The following is a 16703-nucleotide window of genomic DNA, read 5'->3' as shown; positions in this document are numbered from 1 at the left end:
GGCGGCCTCGTCGATCAGGTCGATCGCCTTGTCGGGCAGGAAGCGGTCGGTGATGTAGCGGTGGCTGAGCTCCGCCGCGGCGACGATCGCCGGGTCGGTGATCTCCACGCCGTGGTGCACCTCGTATTTCTCCTGCAGGCCGCGCAGGATGGCAATGGTCGCTTCCACGGTCGGCTCGCCGACGAGGATCTTCTGGAAGCGGCGCTCCAGCGCGGCGTCCTTCTCGATGTACTTGCGGTATTCATCCAGCGTGGTCGCGCCGATGCAGTGCAGTTCGCCGCGCGCCAGCGCCGGCTTGAGCATGTTGCCGGCGTCCATGGCGCCCTCGGCCTTGCCGGCGCCCACCATCGTGTGCAGTTCGTCGATGAAGACGATGGTCTGCCCCGCATCCTGCGACAGCTCTTTGAGCACGTTCTTCAGGCGTTCCTCGAATTCACCGCGGTACTTCGCACCGGCAAGCAGCAAGGCCATGTCGAGCACCAGCACCCGTTTGCCCTTCAGCGAATCGGGCACTTCGCCGGCGACGATGCGTTGCGCCAGGCCTTCGACGATCGCCGTCTTGCCCACGCCAGGCTCGCCGATCAGCACCGGGTTGTTCTTCGTGCGCCGCTGCAGCACCTGGATGGCGCGGCGGATTTCGTCGTCGCGGCCGATCACCGGGTCGAGCTTGCCCAGGCGGGCGCGCTCGGTGAGGTCCAGCGTGTACTTCTTCAGCGCCTCGCGCTGGCCTTCGGCCTCCGGGCTGTCGACCTTCTGGCCACCGCGCACGGCCTCGATCGCGGCTTCCAGGCCCTTGCGGGTCAGGCCATGGCCACGCACCACCCCGGCCAGGTCCGTCTTGGCGTCGGACAGCGCGAGCAGGAACATCTCGCTGGCGATGAACTGGTCGCCACGCTTCGCGGCTTCCTTCTCGGCGGCCTGCAGCAGAGAGACCAGGTCACGGCCGGCCCCCACCGGCTCCCCACCCTGCACCTGCGGCAGGCCGTTCAGCGTGGTGTCCACCGCCGTCTGCAGCGCCGGCAGCCTCACGCCGGCGCGCTCGAGCAGCGCCCGCGGCCCGTCGTCCTGGGAGAGCATCGCGCCGAGCACGTGCACGGGCTCGATGTACGGGTTGTCGCGGGTCACCGCAAGGCTCTGAGCCTCGGCGAGGGCCTGCTGGAACTGGCTGGTCAACTTGTCCTGTCGCATGGAAAAACCTCCGATTGCGACCGATCTGAGGCGGTGCGGCCGCCATTTCAAGTGACGCCGCGCCGGCGCCACTGAGGCAGATCAACCAAGCAGCGCGTCGACGAGCCGGAATCCCAGTGCCGCACAGGCCAGCGCGCCCAGCACGTGGCTGAGCGTGTGACCGACGGCCAGCGCCCAGTGCCCGCGCTGGAGCAGCAGCAGCGACTCCGCCGAGAAGGCTGAGAACGTGGTCAGGCCGCCGAGGAAGCCGGTGACGAGCAGCAGGCGCATCATCTCGTCGGGCGTGCGCTCCAGCCATGCCAGCGCCGCGCCGATGAGCAGTCCACCGACGCAATTGACGAACAGCGTGCCCAGCGGAAATCCGGCCCAGCGGGCGTTCAGCCACAGCCCGGCGCCCCAGCGCACCAGCGCGCCGATCGCTGCCCCGGTGGCCACCGCCAGCATCTGCGCCCAGGCGGCGGCGGTGGTCACGCCGACGGCCCGGCGTTGCCCGCCGTGATACCCCAGCGCGCCAGCGCCGCATCGTCACTGACGCGTGCGTCGACCCAGCGCGCGCCGTCGGGCGTGTGCTCCTTTTTCCAGAACGGCGCCTGCGTCTTCAGGTAGTCCATCAGGAATTCGCAGGCCTGGAAGGCGGCGCCCCGATGCGCCGAGGTCACCACCACCAGCACGATCTGGTCGAGCGGCTTCAAAGGCCCGACGCGATGGATGACGCGCGCGGCACGGATGTCGAAACGCCGGAAGGCTTCGTCGATCATGGCCTCGATCGCCTTCTCGGTCATGCCGGGGTAATGCTCCAGTTCCATCGCGCTGACGCCCAAGCCGTCGTTGCGGTCGCGCACCGTGCCGACGAAGCTGGCGACGGCGCCGACGCCGGGGTCGGCGGCGCGCAGCGCGGCGACCTCGGTGCCGAGATCGAAGTCCTGCGTCTGGATGCGCACGCGCGGGACCGTCATCTCAGCCTCCGGTGACGGGCGGGAAGAATGCCAGTTCGGCGCCGTCGGCGAGCGCCGCCGACTCCTCGCACAGCGCCTGGTTCAACGCGCTGCGCAGCGCCCGGCCGCGCGCCAGCGCCGCCGCATGCGCCTCGCCCAGCGCGATCAGCGCATCGCGCGCTGCGGCGACGGTCGCACCGGCGGGCAGTTCGAGCGTCTCGCCCGGGCCGAGAGCCTCGCGGATGGAGGCGAAATAGCGCACCTGGATCTTCATGAGAGCAATTCGCAGAACGGCAGGAAGGCGACCACTTCGCCGCGTCGGATGGCCTGCCCGGAGGGATTGTCCACCACGCCGTCACCCCAGACGGCCGAGGTCAGCACGCCGGAACTCTGGTTGGGGAACAGGTCGAGCCCGCCCTCCCGATTGCGGCGCACGCGCAGGAACTCGCGGCGCTTGTCGGGCCGGGGCCAGTCGAAGTCGGCGCGCATCGGCACGGCCCGCGGCAGGCCGGCCGGCGCACCCTGCAGCGCCATCAGCACCGGCCGCACGACCAGCGCGAAGGTGACGAAGCTCGACACCGGATTGCCGGGCAGGCCGATGAACCACGCCTTCGAGCCGTCGGCACGGCGCACCTCGCCGAACGCCAGCGGCTTGCCCGGCTTGATGGCGATCTGCCACAGGTCGATGCGGCCCTCGGCTTGCACGGCCGGGCGCAGGTGGTCTTCTTCGCCCACCGAGACACCGCCCGAAGTGACGATCAGATCGTTGCCCTGCGCCGCCTCGCGCAGGGCCGCGCGGGTGGCGTCAAGCCGGTCCGGCACGATGCCGAGGTCGTTGCACTCGCAGCCCAGCGCCTGGATCAGCCCGCGAAGCGTGAAGCGGTTGGAGTTGTAGATCGCACCCGGCTTGAGCGGCTGGCCCGGCATGACCAATTCGTCGCCGGTGGAGAACAACGCCACGCGGGGCCGCCGCGACACGCTGAGCGTCGCCGCGCCCACCGAGGCCGCGAGGCCGAGCGCCTGCGGCGTCAGGCGCGTGCCGGCCGCCAGCACTTCGGCGCCCTGCTGCACGTCCTCGCCGCGGCGGCGGATCCACTGTCCCGGCTGCGGCACCGCGTTCACGCGCACCTGCTCACCGAGTGCTTCGCACTGCTCCTGCATGACCACCGCATCGGCGCCGGGCGGCACCTGTGCGCCGGTGAAGATGCGCGCGGCGGTGCCCGGCCCGAGCGGCAGACCCACGGTGCCGGCCGGGATGCGCTGCGCGACCGCGAGCACGGCGCCGGCTGCCGTCACGTCGGCACAGCGCAGCGCATAGCCGTCCATGGAGGTGTTGTCGGCCGGCGGCACGTCGAGCGCCGAGCGCACGCCGGTGGCCAGCACTCGACCGAGCGCGTCGAAGGTGGCGACCGGCTCAGGCTCAGCCAGCGGACGGATCGCGCTCAGCAGCCGGCCGAGCGCCTCGTCCAGCGTCAGCATCGGCGCCCGCGGCGAAGGCGTCGTCGAAGGGGGAGCGGTAGTCATAGCGGGCTGGATCGGCAAGCAGGAATTCGGTCACCGCGTCCGGATCGTTGAGGTCCAGCAGTGGCAGTCCGGTCGGGTGCGGCAGCTGCTGCGGGCTGTCGGTGGCGACGGCGACGATGAACGGGTCGTGGGGGTACTGCACCGGCTTGGCCGTCTCGGCACGCCAGATCTCGATCTTCGGAACGTCGGCCTGCTTGAAGCCCTCGACCAGCACCCAGTCAACTTCGTACAGCTCGGCGAGCAGCTGGTGCACGGTCGGATTGCCGCGCATCTCGAACTCGCGGATCTTGGCCAGCCGCCGGTCCGATGCGATCACCACCTCGAAGGCTCCGGCCTCGCGGTGCCGGTGGGAGTCCTTGCCCGGGTGGTCGATGTCGAAGTGGTGGTGCGCGTGCTTGACCACCGAGACGCGCTGGCCCGCCAGGCGCAGCCTGGCAATGACCTGCTCGACCAGCGTGGTCTTGCCCGAGCCCGAGAATCCGGAAAATCCGACGACCTTCATGCAGCGGCGCCCCTCATTCAGCCATTCTGGGCGATGTAGTCCTTCACCGCCTGCGTGTCCACCGGCATGACCTTGAATCGCTTGGGGAGTTGCTCGATGCCGGACAGCGCGGCAGGACGCTCGGGTTCGCGGCCCAGCGCCTCGACGATGGTGGCGGAGAACTTGGCAGGCAGCGCGGTCTCGAGAACGATCATCGTCACGCCCGGGTCGAGATGCTCGCGCGCCACCTTCAGGCCGTCGGCGGTGTGGGTGTCGATCACCGTGCCGCAGCGCCGTGCGGTGTCGCGGATGATCGCCAGGCGGTCGGCATGGCTGCTGGTGCCGGAGACGAAGCCGTACCGGGGGATGCGCGCGAACTCGGCCGGCGCCAGCGTGAAGGCGCCCTTCCTGCCGATCTCGTCATGGAACAGCGCTCTCGTGCGTGCCGCGTCGCGCTCCAGCAGGTCGAACACGAAGCGCTCGAAGTTCGACGCCTTGCTGATGTCCATCGACGGGCTGGAGGTCTCGTGCGTTTCCGCCGCGCCGCGCACGCGGTAGGTGCCGGTGCGGAAGAACTCGTCGAGCACGTTGTTCTCGTTGGTGGCCAGCACCAGGCGGTGGATCGGCAGGCCCATCATGCGTGCCACGTGGCCGGCGCAGATGTTGCCGAAGTTGCCCGAGGGCACGGCGAAACTGACTCGCTCGTCGTTCGTCGTCGTGGCCTGGAAGTAGCCTGCGAAGTAGTAGACGACCTGCGCGAGCAGGCGCGCCCAGTTGATCGAGTTGACCGTGCCGATCTTCCAGCGTCGCTTGAAATCGAGATCGTTGGAGACTGCCTTGACGATGTCCTGGCAATCGTCGAACACGCCCTCGATGGCGATGTTGTGGATGTTCGCGTCCTGCAGGCTGAACATCTGCGCCTGCTGGAACGGGCTCATGCGGCCTTGCGGGCTGAGCATGAAGACGCTGACGCCCTTCTTGCCGCGCATCGCGTACTCGGCCGCGCTGCCGGTGTCGCCAGAGGTTGCACCGAGGATGTTCAGGGTCTGGCCGCGCCGCGCGAGCTCGTACTCGAACAGCGCGCCGAGCAGCTGCATCGCCATGTCCTTGAAGGCGAGCGTCGGGCCGTTCGACAGCGCCTCGAGATAGAGGCCGGGCTCAAGCCGCTTCAGCGGCACGATCTCGCGGGTGCCGAACACCTGCTCGGTGTAGGTCTGAGAGACCAGCCGCTTCAGGTCGGCCGCCGGGATGTCGTCGATGTAGAGCGACAGGATCTCGAAGGCCAGTTCCGCATAGGACAGGCCGCGCCAGCGCGACAGCACCGCGGCATCGACCTTCGGGTAGTGTGTCGGCAGGTACAGGCCTCCGTCCGGCGCCAGGCCCTCGAGCAGGATCTCGGAGAAACCGCGCGGCGTGTCGTCGCCGCGGGTGCTGATGTACTTCACTTCAGTTCTTCTTTCCTGATCCGCACGATCGGCGCCAGCACCGTCGGCAGCGCCTGCATCTGCGCCAGCGCCTCGTCCATCTTGCCCTCGACGGTGTCGTGGGTGAGGATGATCAGGTCGGTCTGCGCCTCGCCCTCGGCGGATTCGCGCTGCAGCACCGCATCGATCGAGATGCCGTGGTCGGCGAGGATGCCGGTGATGCGCGCCAGCACGCCGGTCTGGTCGGCCACCTGCAGCCGCAGGTAGAACGAGGTCACCACGTCGGCCATCGGCAGGATCGGCGTGTCCTGCATGGCGCCGGGCTGGAAGGCGAGATGCGGCACGCGGTGGTCGGGATCGGCGGTGTGCAGCCGGGTGATGTCGACGAGATCGGCGATCACCGCCGAGGCCGTGGGCTCCGCGCCGGCTCCCTTGCCGTAGTAGAGCGTCGTGCCCACGGCGTCGCCATGCACGACGACGGCGTTCATGGCGCCCTCGACGTTGGCAATCAGCCTCGTGGACGGGATCAGCGTCGGGTGCACGCGCAACTCGATGCCCTTTTCCCGGCGTTTGGTGATGCCCAGCAGCTTGATGCGGTAGCCGAGCTGCTCGGCGTAGCGGATGTCGGCCGCCTGCAGCCGGGTGATGCCCTCGACGTAGGCCCTGTCGAACTGCACCGGAATGCCGAAGGCGATCGCGCTCATGATCGTCGCCTTGTGCGCTGCGTCGATGCCTTCGATGTCGAAGGTGGGATCGGCCTCGGCGTAGCCCAGCCGCTGAGCCTCCTTCAGCACGACACCGAAATCCAGCCCCTTGGAGCGCATCTCGGAGAGGATGAAGTTGGTGGTGCCGTTGATGATGCCCGCCACCCACTCGATGCGGTTGGCGGTCAGGCCCTCGCGCAGCGCCTTGATGATCGGAATGCCGCCGGCCACCGCGGCTTCGAAGGCGACGACGACGCCCTTCTCGCGCGCGGCCGCGAAGATCTCGGTGCCGTGCACCGCCAGCAGCGCCTTGTTGGCCGTGACCACATGCTTGCCGGCGGCGATGGCCTCGAGCACCAGCGTCCTGGCAATGCTGTAGCCGCCGATGAGCTCGACGACGATGTCGATCGCGGGGTTGGCGATCACCTGGCGGGCATCGTTCACCACCTCGGCAGCATCGCCGACGATCTTGCGTGCCCGCTCGACGTCGAGATCCGCCACCATGCTGATGCGGATCTCGCGGCCGGCCCGGCGCCGGATCTCTTCCTGGTTGCGTTGCAGCACGGCGAAGGTGCCGCCGCCGACGGTGCCGATGCCGAGCAGGCCGACTTGGATGGGTTGCATGATCGTATGACTCAATGGGAATGCCGTTTGCGATAGTGATCAAGGAAGCGCGCGATGCGCCCGATCGCCTCGGCAAGGTCGTCGACGTTGGGCAGGAAGACGAGGCGGAAGTGATCCGGTGTCGGCCAGTTGAATCCGGTGCCCTGCACGATCAGCACCTTCTCCTCGGCCAGGAGTTCGTACGCGAACTGCTGGTCGTCCTCGATCGGATAGACCTTCGGATCGAGCTTCGGGAACATGTACAGGGCCGCCTTCGGCTTGACGACGCTCACGCCCGGAATCTGCATCAGCAGGTCGTACGCCAGGTCGCGCTGCCGGCACAGCCGCCCGCCGGGCGCCACCAAGTCCTTGATGCTCTGGTAGCCGCCGAGGGCCGTCTGGATCGCGAGTTGCCCCGGCGTGTTCGAGCACAGCCGCATCGATGCCAGCATGTTCAGACCTTCGATGTAGTCCCTCGCGTGCCGTTTCTCGCCCGAAACCACCATCCAGCCGGCGCGATAGCCGCAGGAACGGTAGTTCTTCGACAAGCCGTTGAAGGTCAGGCACAGCACGTCGTCGGCCAGTGAGGCAATGCTGGTATGGGTGTTGCCGTCATAGAGCGTCTTGTCGTAGATCTCGTCGGCCAGGATGATCAACTGGTGCGCACGCGCGACCTCGACGATCTGCTGCAGCACGCTGTCCGGGTAGAGCGCGCCGGTCGGATTGTTCGGGTTGATGACGACGATCGCCTTGGTGTTGCTCGTCACCTTGCGCCGGATGTCCTCGATGTCGGGCATCCAGTCCGACGACTCGTCGCAGAGATAGTGCACCGGCGTGCCGCCGGACAGCGCCACCGAGGCGGTGTACAGAGGGTAGTCGGGCGCCGGGATGAGGACCTCGTCGCCGGTATTGAGCATGGCGTTCAGGCTCATCGTGATCAGTTCGGAGGCCCCGTTGCCGAGGTAGACATCGTCCACCGTGACGCCGCGGATGTTCTTCTCCTGCGTGTAGTGCACCACCGCCTTGCGCGGCGCGAACAGGCCCTTGCTGTCGGTGTAGCCTGCTGTGTGGGGCATGTTGCGGATCATGTCCTGCACGATCTCGTCGGGCGGCTCGAGCCCGAACACCGCGAGGTTGCCGATGTTCAGCTGGATGATCTTGTGGCCCTCTTCCTGCATCTGCCGGGCCTTGTCGAGCACGGGCCCGCGGATGTCGTAGCAGACATTGGCCAACTTGCTCGACTTGGCGATGGGTTTCAAGGCGTCTCCCGGGGCGCTGCTGCGCTGCAAAACGTAGAATTTAACCATGAAGATGCAGGCCGACCGCGCGGAGGGAACGAATGCGATCACCCGCCACGCCCCCGAGGGCGTGATCGTCGGCGGCGTCGAACACCGCGCGAGCGTGATCGTTCCGTGGCGGGGCGAGGTGCTTCGCTGGCCGGTGGACAGCTTCGAGGCGTTGGACGAAGCGAGCTTCGACGCCGTCCTGGCGCTCGCACCCGAACTCGTGATCCTCGGCAGCGGCAGTCGCCTGCGCTTCCCGAAGCCGGGGCTGCTCAGGGCGCTGATGGCCCGCCGCATCGGCTTCGAGACGATGGACACGCCGGCCGCCTGCCGCACCTACAACGTGCTGCTGGCCGAGGGCCGTTCGGTCGTGGCCGCGCTGATCTTCGAACGTGGGGGTTGAGCCGGCGGGACAGGTGGCCCATCCGGGGGCGGCGGTCGCAAGCCTTATAATTTCGGGCTACGCCTGCCAGGGCGCAACCGAGCAGCATAACTCCATGACGCCAGCCCTCAACAAACCCCTTCCGGACTTTGAAGCGCTTGCCACGGGAGGCGTGAAGTTCACGCCGCAGGCCTTTGCCGGCAAGACCGTCGTGCTGTATTTCTACCCCAAGGACAACACCCCCGGCTGCACGACCGAGGCGATGCAGTTCCGCGATCACCACAAGGACTTCGTCAAGGCCGGCGCGGTGGTGTTCGGCGTGTCGCGCGACAACATGGCTTCGCACGAAAAGTTCAAGCAGAACCTCGAACTGCCTTTCGAACTCATCGCCGACACCGAAGAAAAGCTCTGCCACATGTTCGGCGTGGTCAAGAACAAGATCATGTACGGGAAGAAGGTCAAGGGCATCGAGCGCAGCACCTTCCTGATCGATGGCAGCGGCACGCTGCGTGCCGAGTGGCGCGGCCTGAAGGTCGCCGGCCACGTCGAGGAAGTGCTCAAGGCGGTCAAGTCCTTGAAGTGAAGGGGCGCCCGTCGCATCTCGTTTCCAGTCCGGCCGGCGCGTCGTTGAAGCGCCCGCCATCTTGTGCATAATATTTTCATGCACGTGAGTCGCGAGACACGTTCACCCGGAAAGCCGCACAGCCGACTGTGCGGCTTTTTTGTTTTCCAGCCGCACTGACCGCCTCCATGCCACTTCCGAAGCCGCCTGCCAAACGAGCCGCCCTCCTCACCCCCGCAGACTTCGAAGCGCAGGCCGCGCCTAAACCCGGCAAACGCACCGCCCCCCTCCGGACCGCCGCCGAGCCCGCCTCGCCGGCGGTGATGGATCTCTTCGACGGCACCGCACAGGCCTCTCCGGTGGTCGCCCGCGCCACGCCGACCACCGCCGCCACTCCGAAGCCGGTCCGTCCCGCGACACAGTCGCGCCCGCGGACACCGCGCGGCAGCGGCCCGGCCAGCCTGTTCGTGCTCGACACCAACGTGCTGATGCACGATCCGACCTCGCTGTTCCGCTTCGAGGAACACGACGTCTACCTGCCGATGATCACGCTGGAGGAACTCGACAGCCACAAGAAGGGCATGACCGAGGTCGCCCGCAACGCCCGCCAGGTCAGCCGCGACCTCGACGCATTGGCCGCCAGCATGCCCTCGCGCGACGCATCGGGCATGTCCACCGGCTTGCCGCTGAACGCGACCGGGCATCGCGAGGCCGGCGGCAAGCTGTTCTTTCAGACCAACCTGGTCGAGGTCAGCCTGCCTGCCGGTCTGCCGCAGGGCAAGGCCGACAACCAGATCCTCGGCGTCGTGCAGGCGCTGCGCCAGCAGCAGCCGGGACGCGAGGTGGTGCTGGTGTCCAAGGACATCAACATGCGCATCAAGGCGCGTGCGCTGGGTCTGCCGGCGGAGGACTACTTCAACGACAAGACGCTGGACGACGGCGACCTGCTCTACACCGGCGTTCTGCCGCTGCCGTCCGACTTCTGGGAGCGTCATGGCAAGACAATGGAGAGCTGGCAGCAAGGCGGCCTGACCTACTACCGCATCAGCGGTCCGATGGTGCCCGTGCTGCTCGTCAACCAGTTCGTCTACCTGGAGGCGCCGGGGGCAGCGCCGCTGTACGCCAAGGTCACCGAGATCACCGGCAAGACCGCCGTGCTGCGCACGCTGCGCGAGTACACCCACACGAAGAATGCGGTGTGGGGCGTGACGGCGCGCAACCGCGAGCAGAACTTCGCGCTCAACCTGCTGATGGACCCGGAGTGCGACTTCATCACGCTGACCGGCACCGCCGGCACCGGCAAGACACTGATGACGCTGGCCGCCGGCCTTTCGCAGGTGATGGACGACCGTCGCTACACCGAGATCATCGTGACGCGCGTGACCGTGCCGGTGGGAGAGGACATCGGCTTCCTGCCCGGCACCGAGGAGGAGAAGATGGGCCCGTGGATGGGCGCCCTCGACGACAACCTCGAGGTGCTGTCGCGCACCGACGGCGGCGCCGGGGAGTGGGGCCGCGCTGCCACGAACGACCTGGTGCGCAGCAAGATCAAGATCAAGAGCCTGAACTTCATGCGCGGGCGCACCTTCCTCAATAAGTTCGTCATCATCGACGAGGCGCAGAACCTCACCCCGAAGCAGATGAAGACACTGATCACCCGCGCCGGGCCGGGCACGAAGATCGTCTGCCTGGGCAACCTGGCCCAGATCGACACCCCCTACCTCACCGAGGGCAGTTCGGGTCTGACCTACGCGGTGGACCGATTCAAGGGCTGGCCGCACAGCGGCCACATCATGCTCGCCCGCGGGGAGCGCTCACGGCTGGCAGATTTCGCCTCCGAAGTGCTCTGAGTCACCGGACATTCGGACATCGGGACGCACGCGCGGCGAGTTCGCGCAGTGCGGCGCGGTCCGTTGGGGGACCGAAGGAGGATGTCGCTGGCAATGCTGCGCCGCTAGGACGCCGCCGCGCGCGGCAGCCAGGGCCGGATCCTACGCGTCACCCCGCCCCCTTCCGGGGTCCGTGCCATCGCATCACTTCGGTGTGACGAGGTCACGAACTTGCTGCAACGCCGTCGGGTCGTCCATCGTCGTCAGGTCACCCGGATCGCGCTGTTCGCACACCGCCTGGATCGCACGGCGCAGCATCTTGCCCGAGCGGGTCTTCGGCAGCAGCGTGACGAAATGGATGCGCGCCGGCCGCGCCACGGCGCCGAGTTGGCTGTCGACCGTCTTCATCACCTCGCCCTCGAGTTTCAGGCGCGCGGCCGGATCGGCCGCGAGGCTCGCGTCCTTCAGCACCGCGAAGGCCATGGCCACCTGGCCCTTCAGAGCGTCGGCCACGCCGACCACGGCCACTTCGGCCACCGCAGGGTGGCTGGAGATGCTCTCCTCGATTTCGCGCGTGCCCAGGCGATGGCCGGCGACGTTGATGACGTCGTCGGTGCGCCCGAGAATGAAAAAGTAGCCGTCCTCGTCCTTGATGCCCCAGTCGAAGGTGCTGTAGAGCATCTGGCCGGGGATGCTCTGCCAGTAGGTCTTCACGAAGCGGGCGTCGTCTCGCCACACGGTCTGCATGCAGCCCGGAGGCAGCGGGCCGGCGATCGCCACCACGCCCTTCTGGTTCGGTGCCTTGACCTCCTCACCGGTGGTCTCGTCGATCAGCCTCACGTCGTAGCCGTACATCGCCACCCCAGGACTGCCGAACTTGCTCGGAGCCTTCTCGACGCCGTTGGCAATGGTCAGGATCGGCCAGCCGGTCTCGGTCTGCCAGTAGTTGTCGATGATCGGCTTGCCCAGGCTCTCGGCGATCCACTTTGCCGTCGGCTCGTCCAGCGGCTCGCCGGCGAGGAACAGCGCCCGCAGGCTCGACAGGTCGTACTTGGCCAGGAAGGCCGGATCCTGCTTCTTCAAGACGCGCACCGCCGTGGGTGCGCTGAACATCGCCGTCACCTTGTACTTCTCGACCAGGCTCCACCAGATGCCGGCGTCGGGGCGTGTCGGCAGGCCCTCGTACATGATGGTGGCCATGCCTGCGATCAGCGGGCCGTAGATGATGTAGCTGTGGCCGACCACCCAGCCGATGTCGCTGGTGGAGAAGTAGGTCTCGCCGGCGTTGCCGCAGAAGATGTGCTTCATCGAAGCGGCCAGCGCCACCGCATAGCCGCCGGTGTCACGTTGCACGCCCTTCGGCTTGCCGGTGGTGCCGCTGGTGTACAGCGTGTAGCTCGGATGCGTGGAGTCGACCCACACGCAGGGCACGACGGTGTTCAGGTGCTTCTCGCGCAGCGCGGCATAGTCGACGTCGCGTCCGGCCGACTTCTCCATCGGGCTCAGGCCACGGTCGACCAGCAGCACCTTGGCAGGCTTGTGGTTGGCAAGCTTGATCGCCTCGTCGAGCAGCGGCTTGTATGCCACCACCTTGCCCGAGCGCATGCCGGCGTCGGCGCTGACGATCACCGTCGGCTCGGCGTCGTCGATGCGGCTGGCCAGGCTCACGCTCGCGAAGCCGCCGAACACCACCGAGTGGATCGCGCCGATGCGCGCGCAGGCCAGCATCGCGAAGGCTGCCTCGGCGATCATCGGCATGTAGATCAGCACGCGGTCGCCCTGCTTCACGCCCAGGTCCTGCAGCACTGCCGCCATGCGCTGGACCTCGGCGTGCAGTTCGCGGAAGCTGTACGCCTTCTCCTGCTCGGTCTCGGTGGAGACGAAGATCAGCGCGTTCTGTTCTGCACGCGTCGCCAGATGGCGGTCCACGGCGTTGTGACAGAGGTTGGTCCTGCCGCCGACAAACCAGCGCGCGAACGGCGGGTTGCTGTAGTCGCAGACCTTCTCGAAGGGCTGCTGCCAGTCGATCAGCCGGGCCTGCTCGGCCCAGAAGCCGTCGCGGTCGCTGATCGAGCGCTGGTGGAAGTCGGCGTAGCGCGTCATGGCATGTCTCCTGGTTTTTGTCGTCCGCTGGCGACGGATTTCAAGCGCAGGCTCTTACGAGGGTCTGACGCTCAGCCGATGGTGACCACGATGCGGCCACGAAGCTTGCCCGACATCAAGTCCTGCGCACGGTCGACTGCCTGCTCCAGCGGGATGTCGACGGCGATGGCGTCGAGCAGCGCCGGGTCGAGGTCGCGCGCCAGCCGCTCCCACGCCTGACGGCGCAGCGGCTGCGGCGCCATCACGCTGTCGACACCCGCCAGCGTCACGCTGCGCAGGATGAAGGGCATCACCGTGCCCGGCAGGTCACCCCCACCGGCCAGGCCGCACGCAGCCACCACGCCACCCCAGCGCGTCTGCGCACAGGCATTGACCAGCGTGTGGCTGCCCACCGCATCGACCACCGCCGCCCAGCGTTCCTTCTGCAGCGGCTTGCCGGGGGAGGCCAGCTCGGCGCGGTCGATCACCGCGCTCGCGCCCAGCCGCTTCAGGTAGTCGGCCTCGGCGGCCTTGCCGGTGGCTGCCACCACGCGGTGCCCCAGCTGGGCGAGCAATGCGATCGCCACGCTGCCCACCCCACCGGTGGCGCCTGTGACAAGCACCTCGCCGTCGCCGGGCTGGACGCCGTGACGCTCCAGCGCCAGCACGCACAGCATCGCGGTGTATCCGGCGGTGCCGATGGCCATGGCCTGCCGCGTGCTGAAGGCCGTGGGCAGTGGCACCAGCCAGTCGCCCTTGAGCCGCGCACGCTGTGCGAGGCAGCCCCAACGTGTTTCGCCCACGCCCCAGCCGTTGTGGACGACGAGGTCGCCCGGCTTCCATTGCGGGTGACTGCTCTCCAGCACCCGTCCGGCGCCGTCGATGCCCGCGACCATCGGCCAGCTGCGCACCACCGGGCCGCGGTTGGTGATCGCCAAGCCGTCCTTGTAGTTGAGCGTCGAATGTTCCACCGCGACCAGCACATCGCCTTCCGGCAGCGCCGATTCGTCGAGCTCGCGGATGCCAGCGCGAAAGCCGGCCTCGTCCTTTTCCAGCAGCAGGGCCTTGAACATGGTGTCTCCTCGTCAATGGCTGCGACGATAACGCAGCCGGGGCTACCTGAAGAAACTGCTGCAAGTACCCGTCATGCTTGAGTTTTTCCGGTTGACGTCAGGCAGGGCCTGACCTAAGCTGCGTGCCGATGCCCCAGCCGCCCCGCCCCCGTTGCCTCGTTGCAGCCGCCCTGCTGGCGCTGGCCGGTGGTGTGGTGCAGGCGACACCGACCGACGCGGCGTCCGATCCCCTCGGCCGCCTGCTCGCCGAGCGCGGCCTCGCCGAGCCCGACAAGCTCCCGCCCGCCGTGCCACCGGCTGAGTACGCCTTCGTGCGGACCATGCGCGACAAGGCCTCCGACATGGTGCTTAGCGCGATGAACTTCCTCGGCGTGCCCTACCGCCGCGGTGGCAACTCGGCCGAGCATGGTTTCGACTGCAGCGGCTTCACGCGCCACATCTTCGAGATGAGCCTCGGCCTGCTGCTGCCGCGCCGCGCCGACGAGCAGGCAAGCGCCCCCGGGCTCGTCAAGGTTCGACGAGACGAGCTGCGGCCCGGCGACCTGGTGTTCTTCAACACCCTGAAGCGCACCTTCTCCCATGTTGGCATCTACATCGGCGAAGGCAAGTTCATCCACTCGCCGCGCACGGGCGCCGAGGTGCGCATCGAGGACATGCGTTACGCCTACTGGAGCAAGCGCTTCACCGGCGCAAGACGGGCGCAGCCGCTGGCGGACGTGACGCCGACTTCGGCAGGCGCGGCCCGGCCCGCCGCGGCGCCGCCTCTCGACGCCGAGACCTTCCGCGTGCTGCACTGAACGCCGCGCGGAGCCCCCGCGCGCACCGGGGTCGTGCCGACTCGCGCCACGGCCGGGCGAGGGCACAATCTGCGCATGGGCGAAAAAGTCATCCCGCTGGCCGACCACCGCTACGCCGCCAGCGTTCCACGCATCCCCGAGCGGCTCGCACCGCCGACCGGTCTGGTCGGCGACCGCCTCGGCCGGCCGTTGCGCGATCTGCGCATCTCGGTGACGGACCGCTGCAACTTCCGCTGCAGCTACTGCATGCCCAAGGAGGTCTTCGACAAGCAGTACGACTTCCTGCCGCACTCGTCGCTGCTCAGCTTCGAGGAGATCACCCGTGTGGCGCGCCTGTTCGTCGCGCACGGCGTGAAGAAGATTCGCCTGACCGGTGGCGAGCCGCTGCTGCGCAAGAACCTCGACGCCCTGATCGCCATGCTGGCTGAGCTGCGCACCATCGACGACGAGCCGCTGGACCTGACGCTGACCACCAACGGATCGCTGCTCGCGCGCAAGGCACAGACTCTGAAGGACGCCGGCCTGCAGCGCGTCACGGTGAGCTTGGACGCGCTGGACGACACCATCTTCCGCCGCATGAACGACGTGGACTTCCCGGTGGCCGAGGTGCTCGAGGGCATCGCCCAGGCGCAGCGCGTCGGGCTCGGGCCGATCAAGGTCAACATGGTCGTCAAGCGCGGCACCAACGACCACGAGATCGTGCCGATGGCGCGCTTCTTCCGCGAGAACTTCGGCGGCCAGATCGTGCTGCGCTTCATCGAGTACATGGATGTCGGCGTCACCAACGGCTGGCGCATGGACGAGGTGCTACCCTCGGCCGAAGTGGTCGAGCGCATTTCGGCATCGTTCCCGCTCGAGCCGCTGCAAGCGCAGGCAGCGGGCGAGACCGCGCAGCGCTGGCGCTACGCCGACGGCGCCGGCGAGGTCGGCGTGATCTCCAGCGTCACACAGGCCTTCTGCGGCGACTGCAACCGCGCCCGGCTGTCCACCGAGGGAAAACTGTTCATGTGCCTGTTCGCCAGCCACGGCCACGACCTGCGCGCACTGCTGCGCGGAGGCTACGACGACGCGCAGATCAGCGGCGCCATCGGCGCCCTCTGGTCTGGCCGCGACGACCGCTACTCCGAACTGCGCGGTGCGATGCAGGCCGACACCGGCAGCGGCCAGCGCCGCGTCGAGATGCACTACATAGGCGGCTGACGTGACCATCGCACCAGAAGCCATCACCGGCCTGATCCTTGCCGGTGGCCGCGGCAGCCGCATGGGCGGCGTCGACAAGGGCCTGCAGAACCACCTGGGCATCCCGCTGGCGATGCACGCCGTGCTGCGCCTCGGGCCGCAGGTGGGCCAGTTGATGATCAATGCCAACCGCAACCTCGGCGCCTACGAGGCGATGGGGGTGCCGGTCTGGCCCGACGCCCTGCCCGACTACGCAGGCCCGCTGGCCGGTTTCCTCGCCGGCCTGGAGCATTGCGAGACGCCTTACCTCGTCACCGTGCCCTGCGACACGCCCGGCTTCCCGCTCGACCTGGTCGAGCGCCTGGCGAAGTCGCTCGACGAGACGGGCTCCGACATCGCCATGGCGGCGACGACGGAGAACGGCAGCATGCAGGTGCAGCCGGTGTTCTGCCTGATGAAGACCTCGCTGATGGAGAGCCTGGTCCAGTTCACGCAGTCGGGCCAGCGCAAGATCGACCGCTGGACGGCGCAGCATCGCTGCGTGGAGGTGCCCTTCGACGACGCACGGGCCTTTTTCAACGCCAACACACTGGCCGAGCTGCAGCAGTTGCAGGCCTGAGGCACGGCAGCGGCCTCGCCGCTCGTTACCATCCCCGC

The 16703-nt window shown here is 67.9% G+C and carries 17 protein-coding genes; 6 read left to right on the top strand and 11 right to left on the bottom strand.

All coding sequences use genetic code 11. From position 1 onward, the window contains the following. The 9 genes from Q0599_RS07435 to Q0599_RS07395 all read right to left on the bottom strand — a co-directional run. Positions 1–1188, bottom strand: a 1188-nt coding sequence (locus Q0599_RS07435) for a Clp protease N-terminal domain-containing protein (protein ID WP_298827818.1), incomplete at its 3' end; no start/stop codon positions are given. 81 nt (positions 1189–1269) lie between these two features. Continuing rightward, entirely contained in the window at positions 1270–1632 is a 363-nt protein-coding gene (crcB, locus tag Q0599_RS07430) for a fluoride efflux transporter CrcB (protein ID WP_298827836.1), read from the bottom strand. Between the two features lie 23 nt (positions 1633–1655). Further along, on the bottom strand, positions 1656–2144 hold the full coding sequence (moaE, locus tag Q0599_RS07425) for a molybdopterin synthase catalytic subunit MoaE (protein WP_298827815.1): 489 nt from the start codon (positions 2142–2144) through the stop codon (positions 1656–1658). 1 nt (position 2145) lies between these two features. Then, positions 2146–2397, bottom strand: a complete 252-nt coding sequence (locus Q0599_RS07420; RefSeq protein ID WP_298827812.1) for a MoaD/ThiS family protein — start codon at positions 2395–2397, stop codon at positions 2146–2148. Further along, positions 2394–3602 (bottom strand): gephyrin-like molybdotransferase Glp, encoded by a 1209-nt coding sequence (gene glp / locus Q0599_RS07415; protein ID WP_298827809.1) that lies wholly within the window; start codon positions 3600–3602, stop codon positions 2394–2396. The genes Q0599_RS07420 and glp overlap by 4 nt, the downstream gene beginning before the upstream one ends. Next, positions 3544–4149, bottom strand: coding sequence for a molybdopterin-guanine dinucleotide biosynthesis protein B (gene mobB, locus Q0599_RS07410; RefSeq protein ID WP_298827806.1), 606 nt, complete (start codon positions 4147–4149; stop codon positions 3544–3546). The genes glp and mobB overlap by 59 nt, the downstream gene beginning before the upstream one ends. Positions 4150–4166: 17 nt before the next feature. After that, a complete protein-coding gene (gene thrC, locus Q0599_RS07405) occupies positions 4167–5573 on the bottom strand; it encodes a threonine synthase (protein WP_298827803.1) in 1407 nt (468 codons plus the stop codon). Then, on the bottom strand, positions 5570–6880 hold the full coding sequence (locus tag Q0599_RS07400) for a homoserine dehydrogenase (protein WP_298827800.1): 1311 nt from the start codon (positions 6878–6880) through the stop codon (positions 5570–5572). Before Q0599_RS07400 ends, thrC begins: the two co-directional genes overlap by 4 nt. Before the next feature lie 11 nt (positions 6881–6891). Beyond that, positions 6892–8118 carry a pyridoxal phosphate-dependent aminotransferase gene (locus Q0599_RS07395; protein WP_298827797.1) on the bottom strand — a complete coding sequence of 409 codons (1227 nt, stop codon included), beginning with the start codon at positions 8116–8118 and terminating at the stop codon, positions 6892–6894. Between the two features lie 46 nt (positions 8119–8164). On the opposite strand from Q0599_RS07395, the gene Q0599_RS07390 reads away from it, so the two are divergent. The 3 genes from Q0599_RS07390 to Q0599_RS07380 all read left to right on the top strand — a co-directional run bounded on the left by Q0599_RS07390 (position 8165) and on the right by Q0599_RS07380 (position 10936). Then, a complete protein-coding gene (locus tag Q0599_RS07390; RefSeq protein ID WP_298827793.1) occupies positions 8165–8545 on the top strand; it encodes an Mth938-like domain-containing protein in 381 nt (126 codons plus the stop codon). A gap of 94 nt (positions 8546–8639) precedes the next feature. After that, positions 8640–9107 carry a peroxiredoxin gene (locus tag Q0599_RS07385; protein WP_298827791.1) on the top strand — a complete coding sequence of 156 codons (468 nt, stop codon included), beginning with the start codon at positions 8640–8642 and terminating at the stop codon, positions 9105–9107. Positions 9108–9274: 167 nt separating this feature from the next. After that, positions 9275–10936, top strand: a complete 1662-nt coding sequence (locus Q0599_RS07380) for a PhoH family protein (protein ID WP_298827789.1) — start codon at positions 9275–9277, stop codon at positions 10934–10936. A 183-nt stretch (positions 10937–11119) separates the two neighbouring features. Here Q0599_RS07380 and Q0599_RS07375 read toward each other — a convergent pair whose 3' ends face one another. Both Q0599_RS07375 and Q0599_RS07370 read right to left on the bottom strand, forming a co-directional pair. Next, on the bottom strand, positions 11120–13057 hold the full coding sequence (locus Q0599_RS07375) for a propionate--CoA ligase (RefSeq protein ID WP_298827834.1): 1938 nt from the start codon (positions 13055–13057) through the stop codon (positions 11120–11122). A gap of 32 nt (positions 13058–13089) precedes the next feature. After that, the gene (locus Q0599_RS07370; protein ID WP_298827787.1) at positions 13090–14070 is read right to left on the bottom strand and encodes an MDR family oxidoreductase; all 981 of its coding nucleotides are present in this window, start codon (positions 14068–14070) and stop codon (positions 13090–13092) included. 128 nt (positions 14071–14198) lie between these two features. Between Q0599_RS07370 and Q0599_RS07365 the strand changes: the two genes are divergently transcribed. From Q0599_RS07365 to mobA, 3 genes are all read left to right on the top strand, one after another. After that, positions 14199–14867: a C40 family peptidase gene (locus Q0599_RS07365; RefSeq protein ID WP_298827784.1), complete on the top strand. Its 669-nt coding sequence runs from the start codon at positions 14199–14201 to the stop codon at positions 14865–14867. Between the two features lie 75 nt (positions 14868–14942). Further along, positions 14943–16067 carry a GTP 3',8-cyclase MoaA gene (gene moaA, locus Q0599_RS07360; protein WP_298827782.1) on the top strand — a complete coding sequence of 375 codons (1125 nt, stop codon included), beginning with the start codon at positions 14943–14945 and terminating at the stop codon, positions 16065–16067. Positions 16068–16128: 61 nt separating this feature from the next. Next, a complete protein-coding gene (gene mobA, locus Q0599_RS07355; protein ID WP_298827831.1) occupies positions 16129–16665 on the top strand; it encodes a molybdenum cofactor guanylyltransferase MobA in 537 nt (178 codons plus the stop codon). Positions 16666–16703: the final 38 nt, after the last annotated feature.

It is taken from the genome of uncultured Piscinibacter sp., from assembly GCF_937952055.1.
Taxonomy (GTDB): domain Bacteria; phylum Pseudomonadota; class Gammaproteobacteria; order Burkholderiales; family Burkholderiaceae_C; genus Piscinibacter.
The sequence above is the reverse complement of the archived record's forward strand: the minus strand, read 5'-3'. Positions and strand labels throughout refer to the sequence as shown.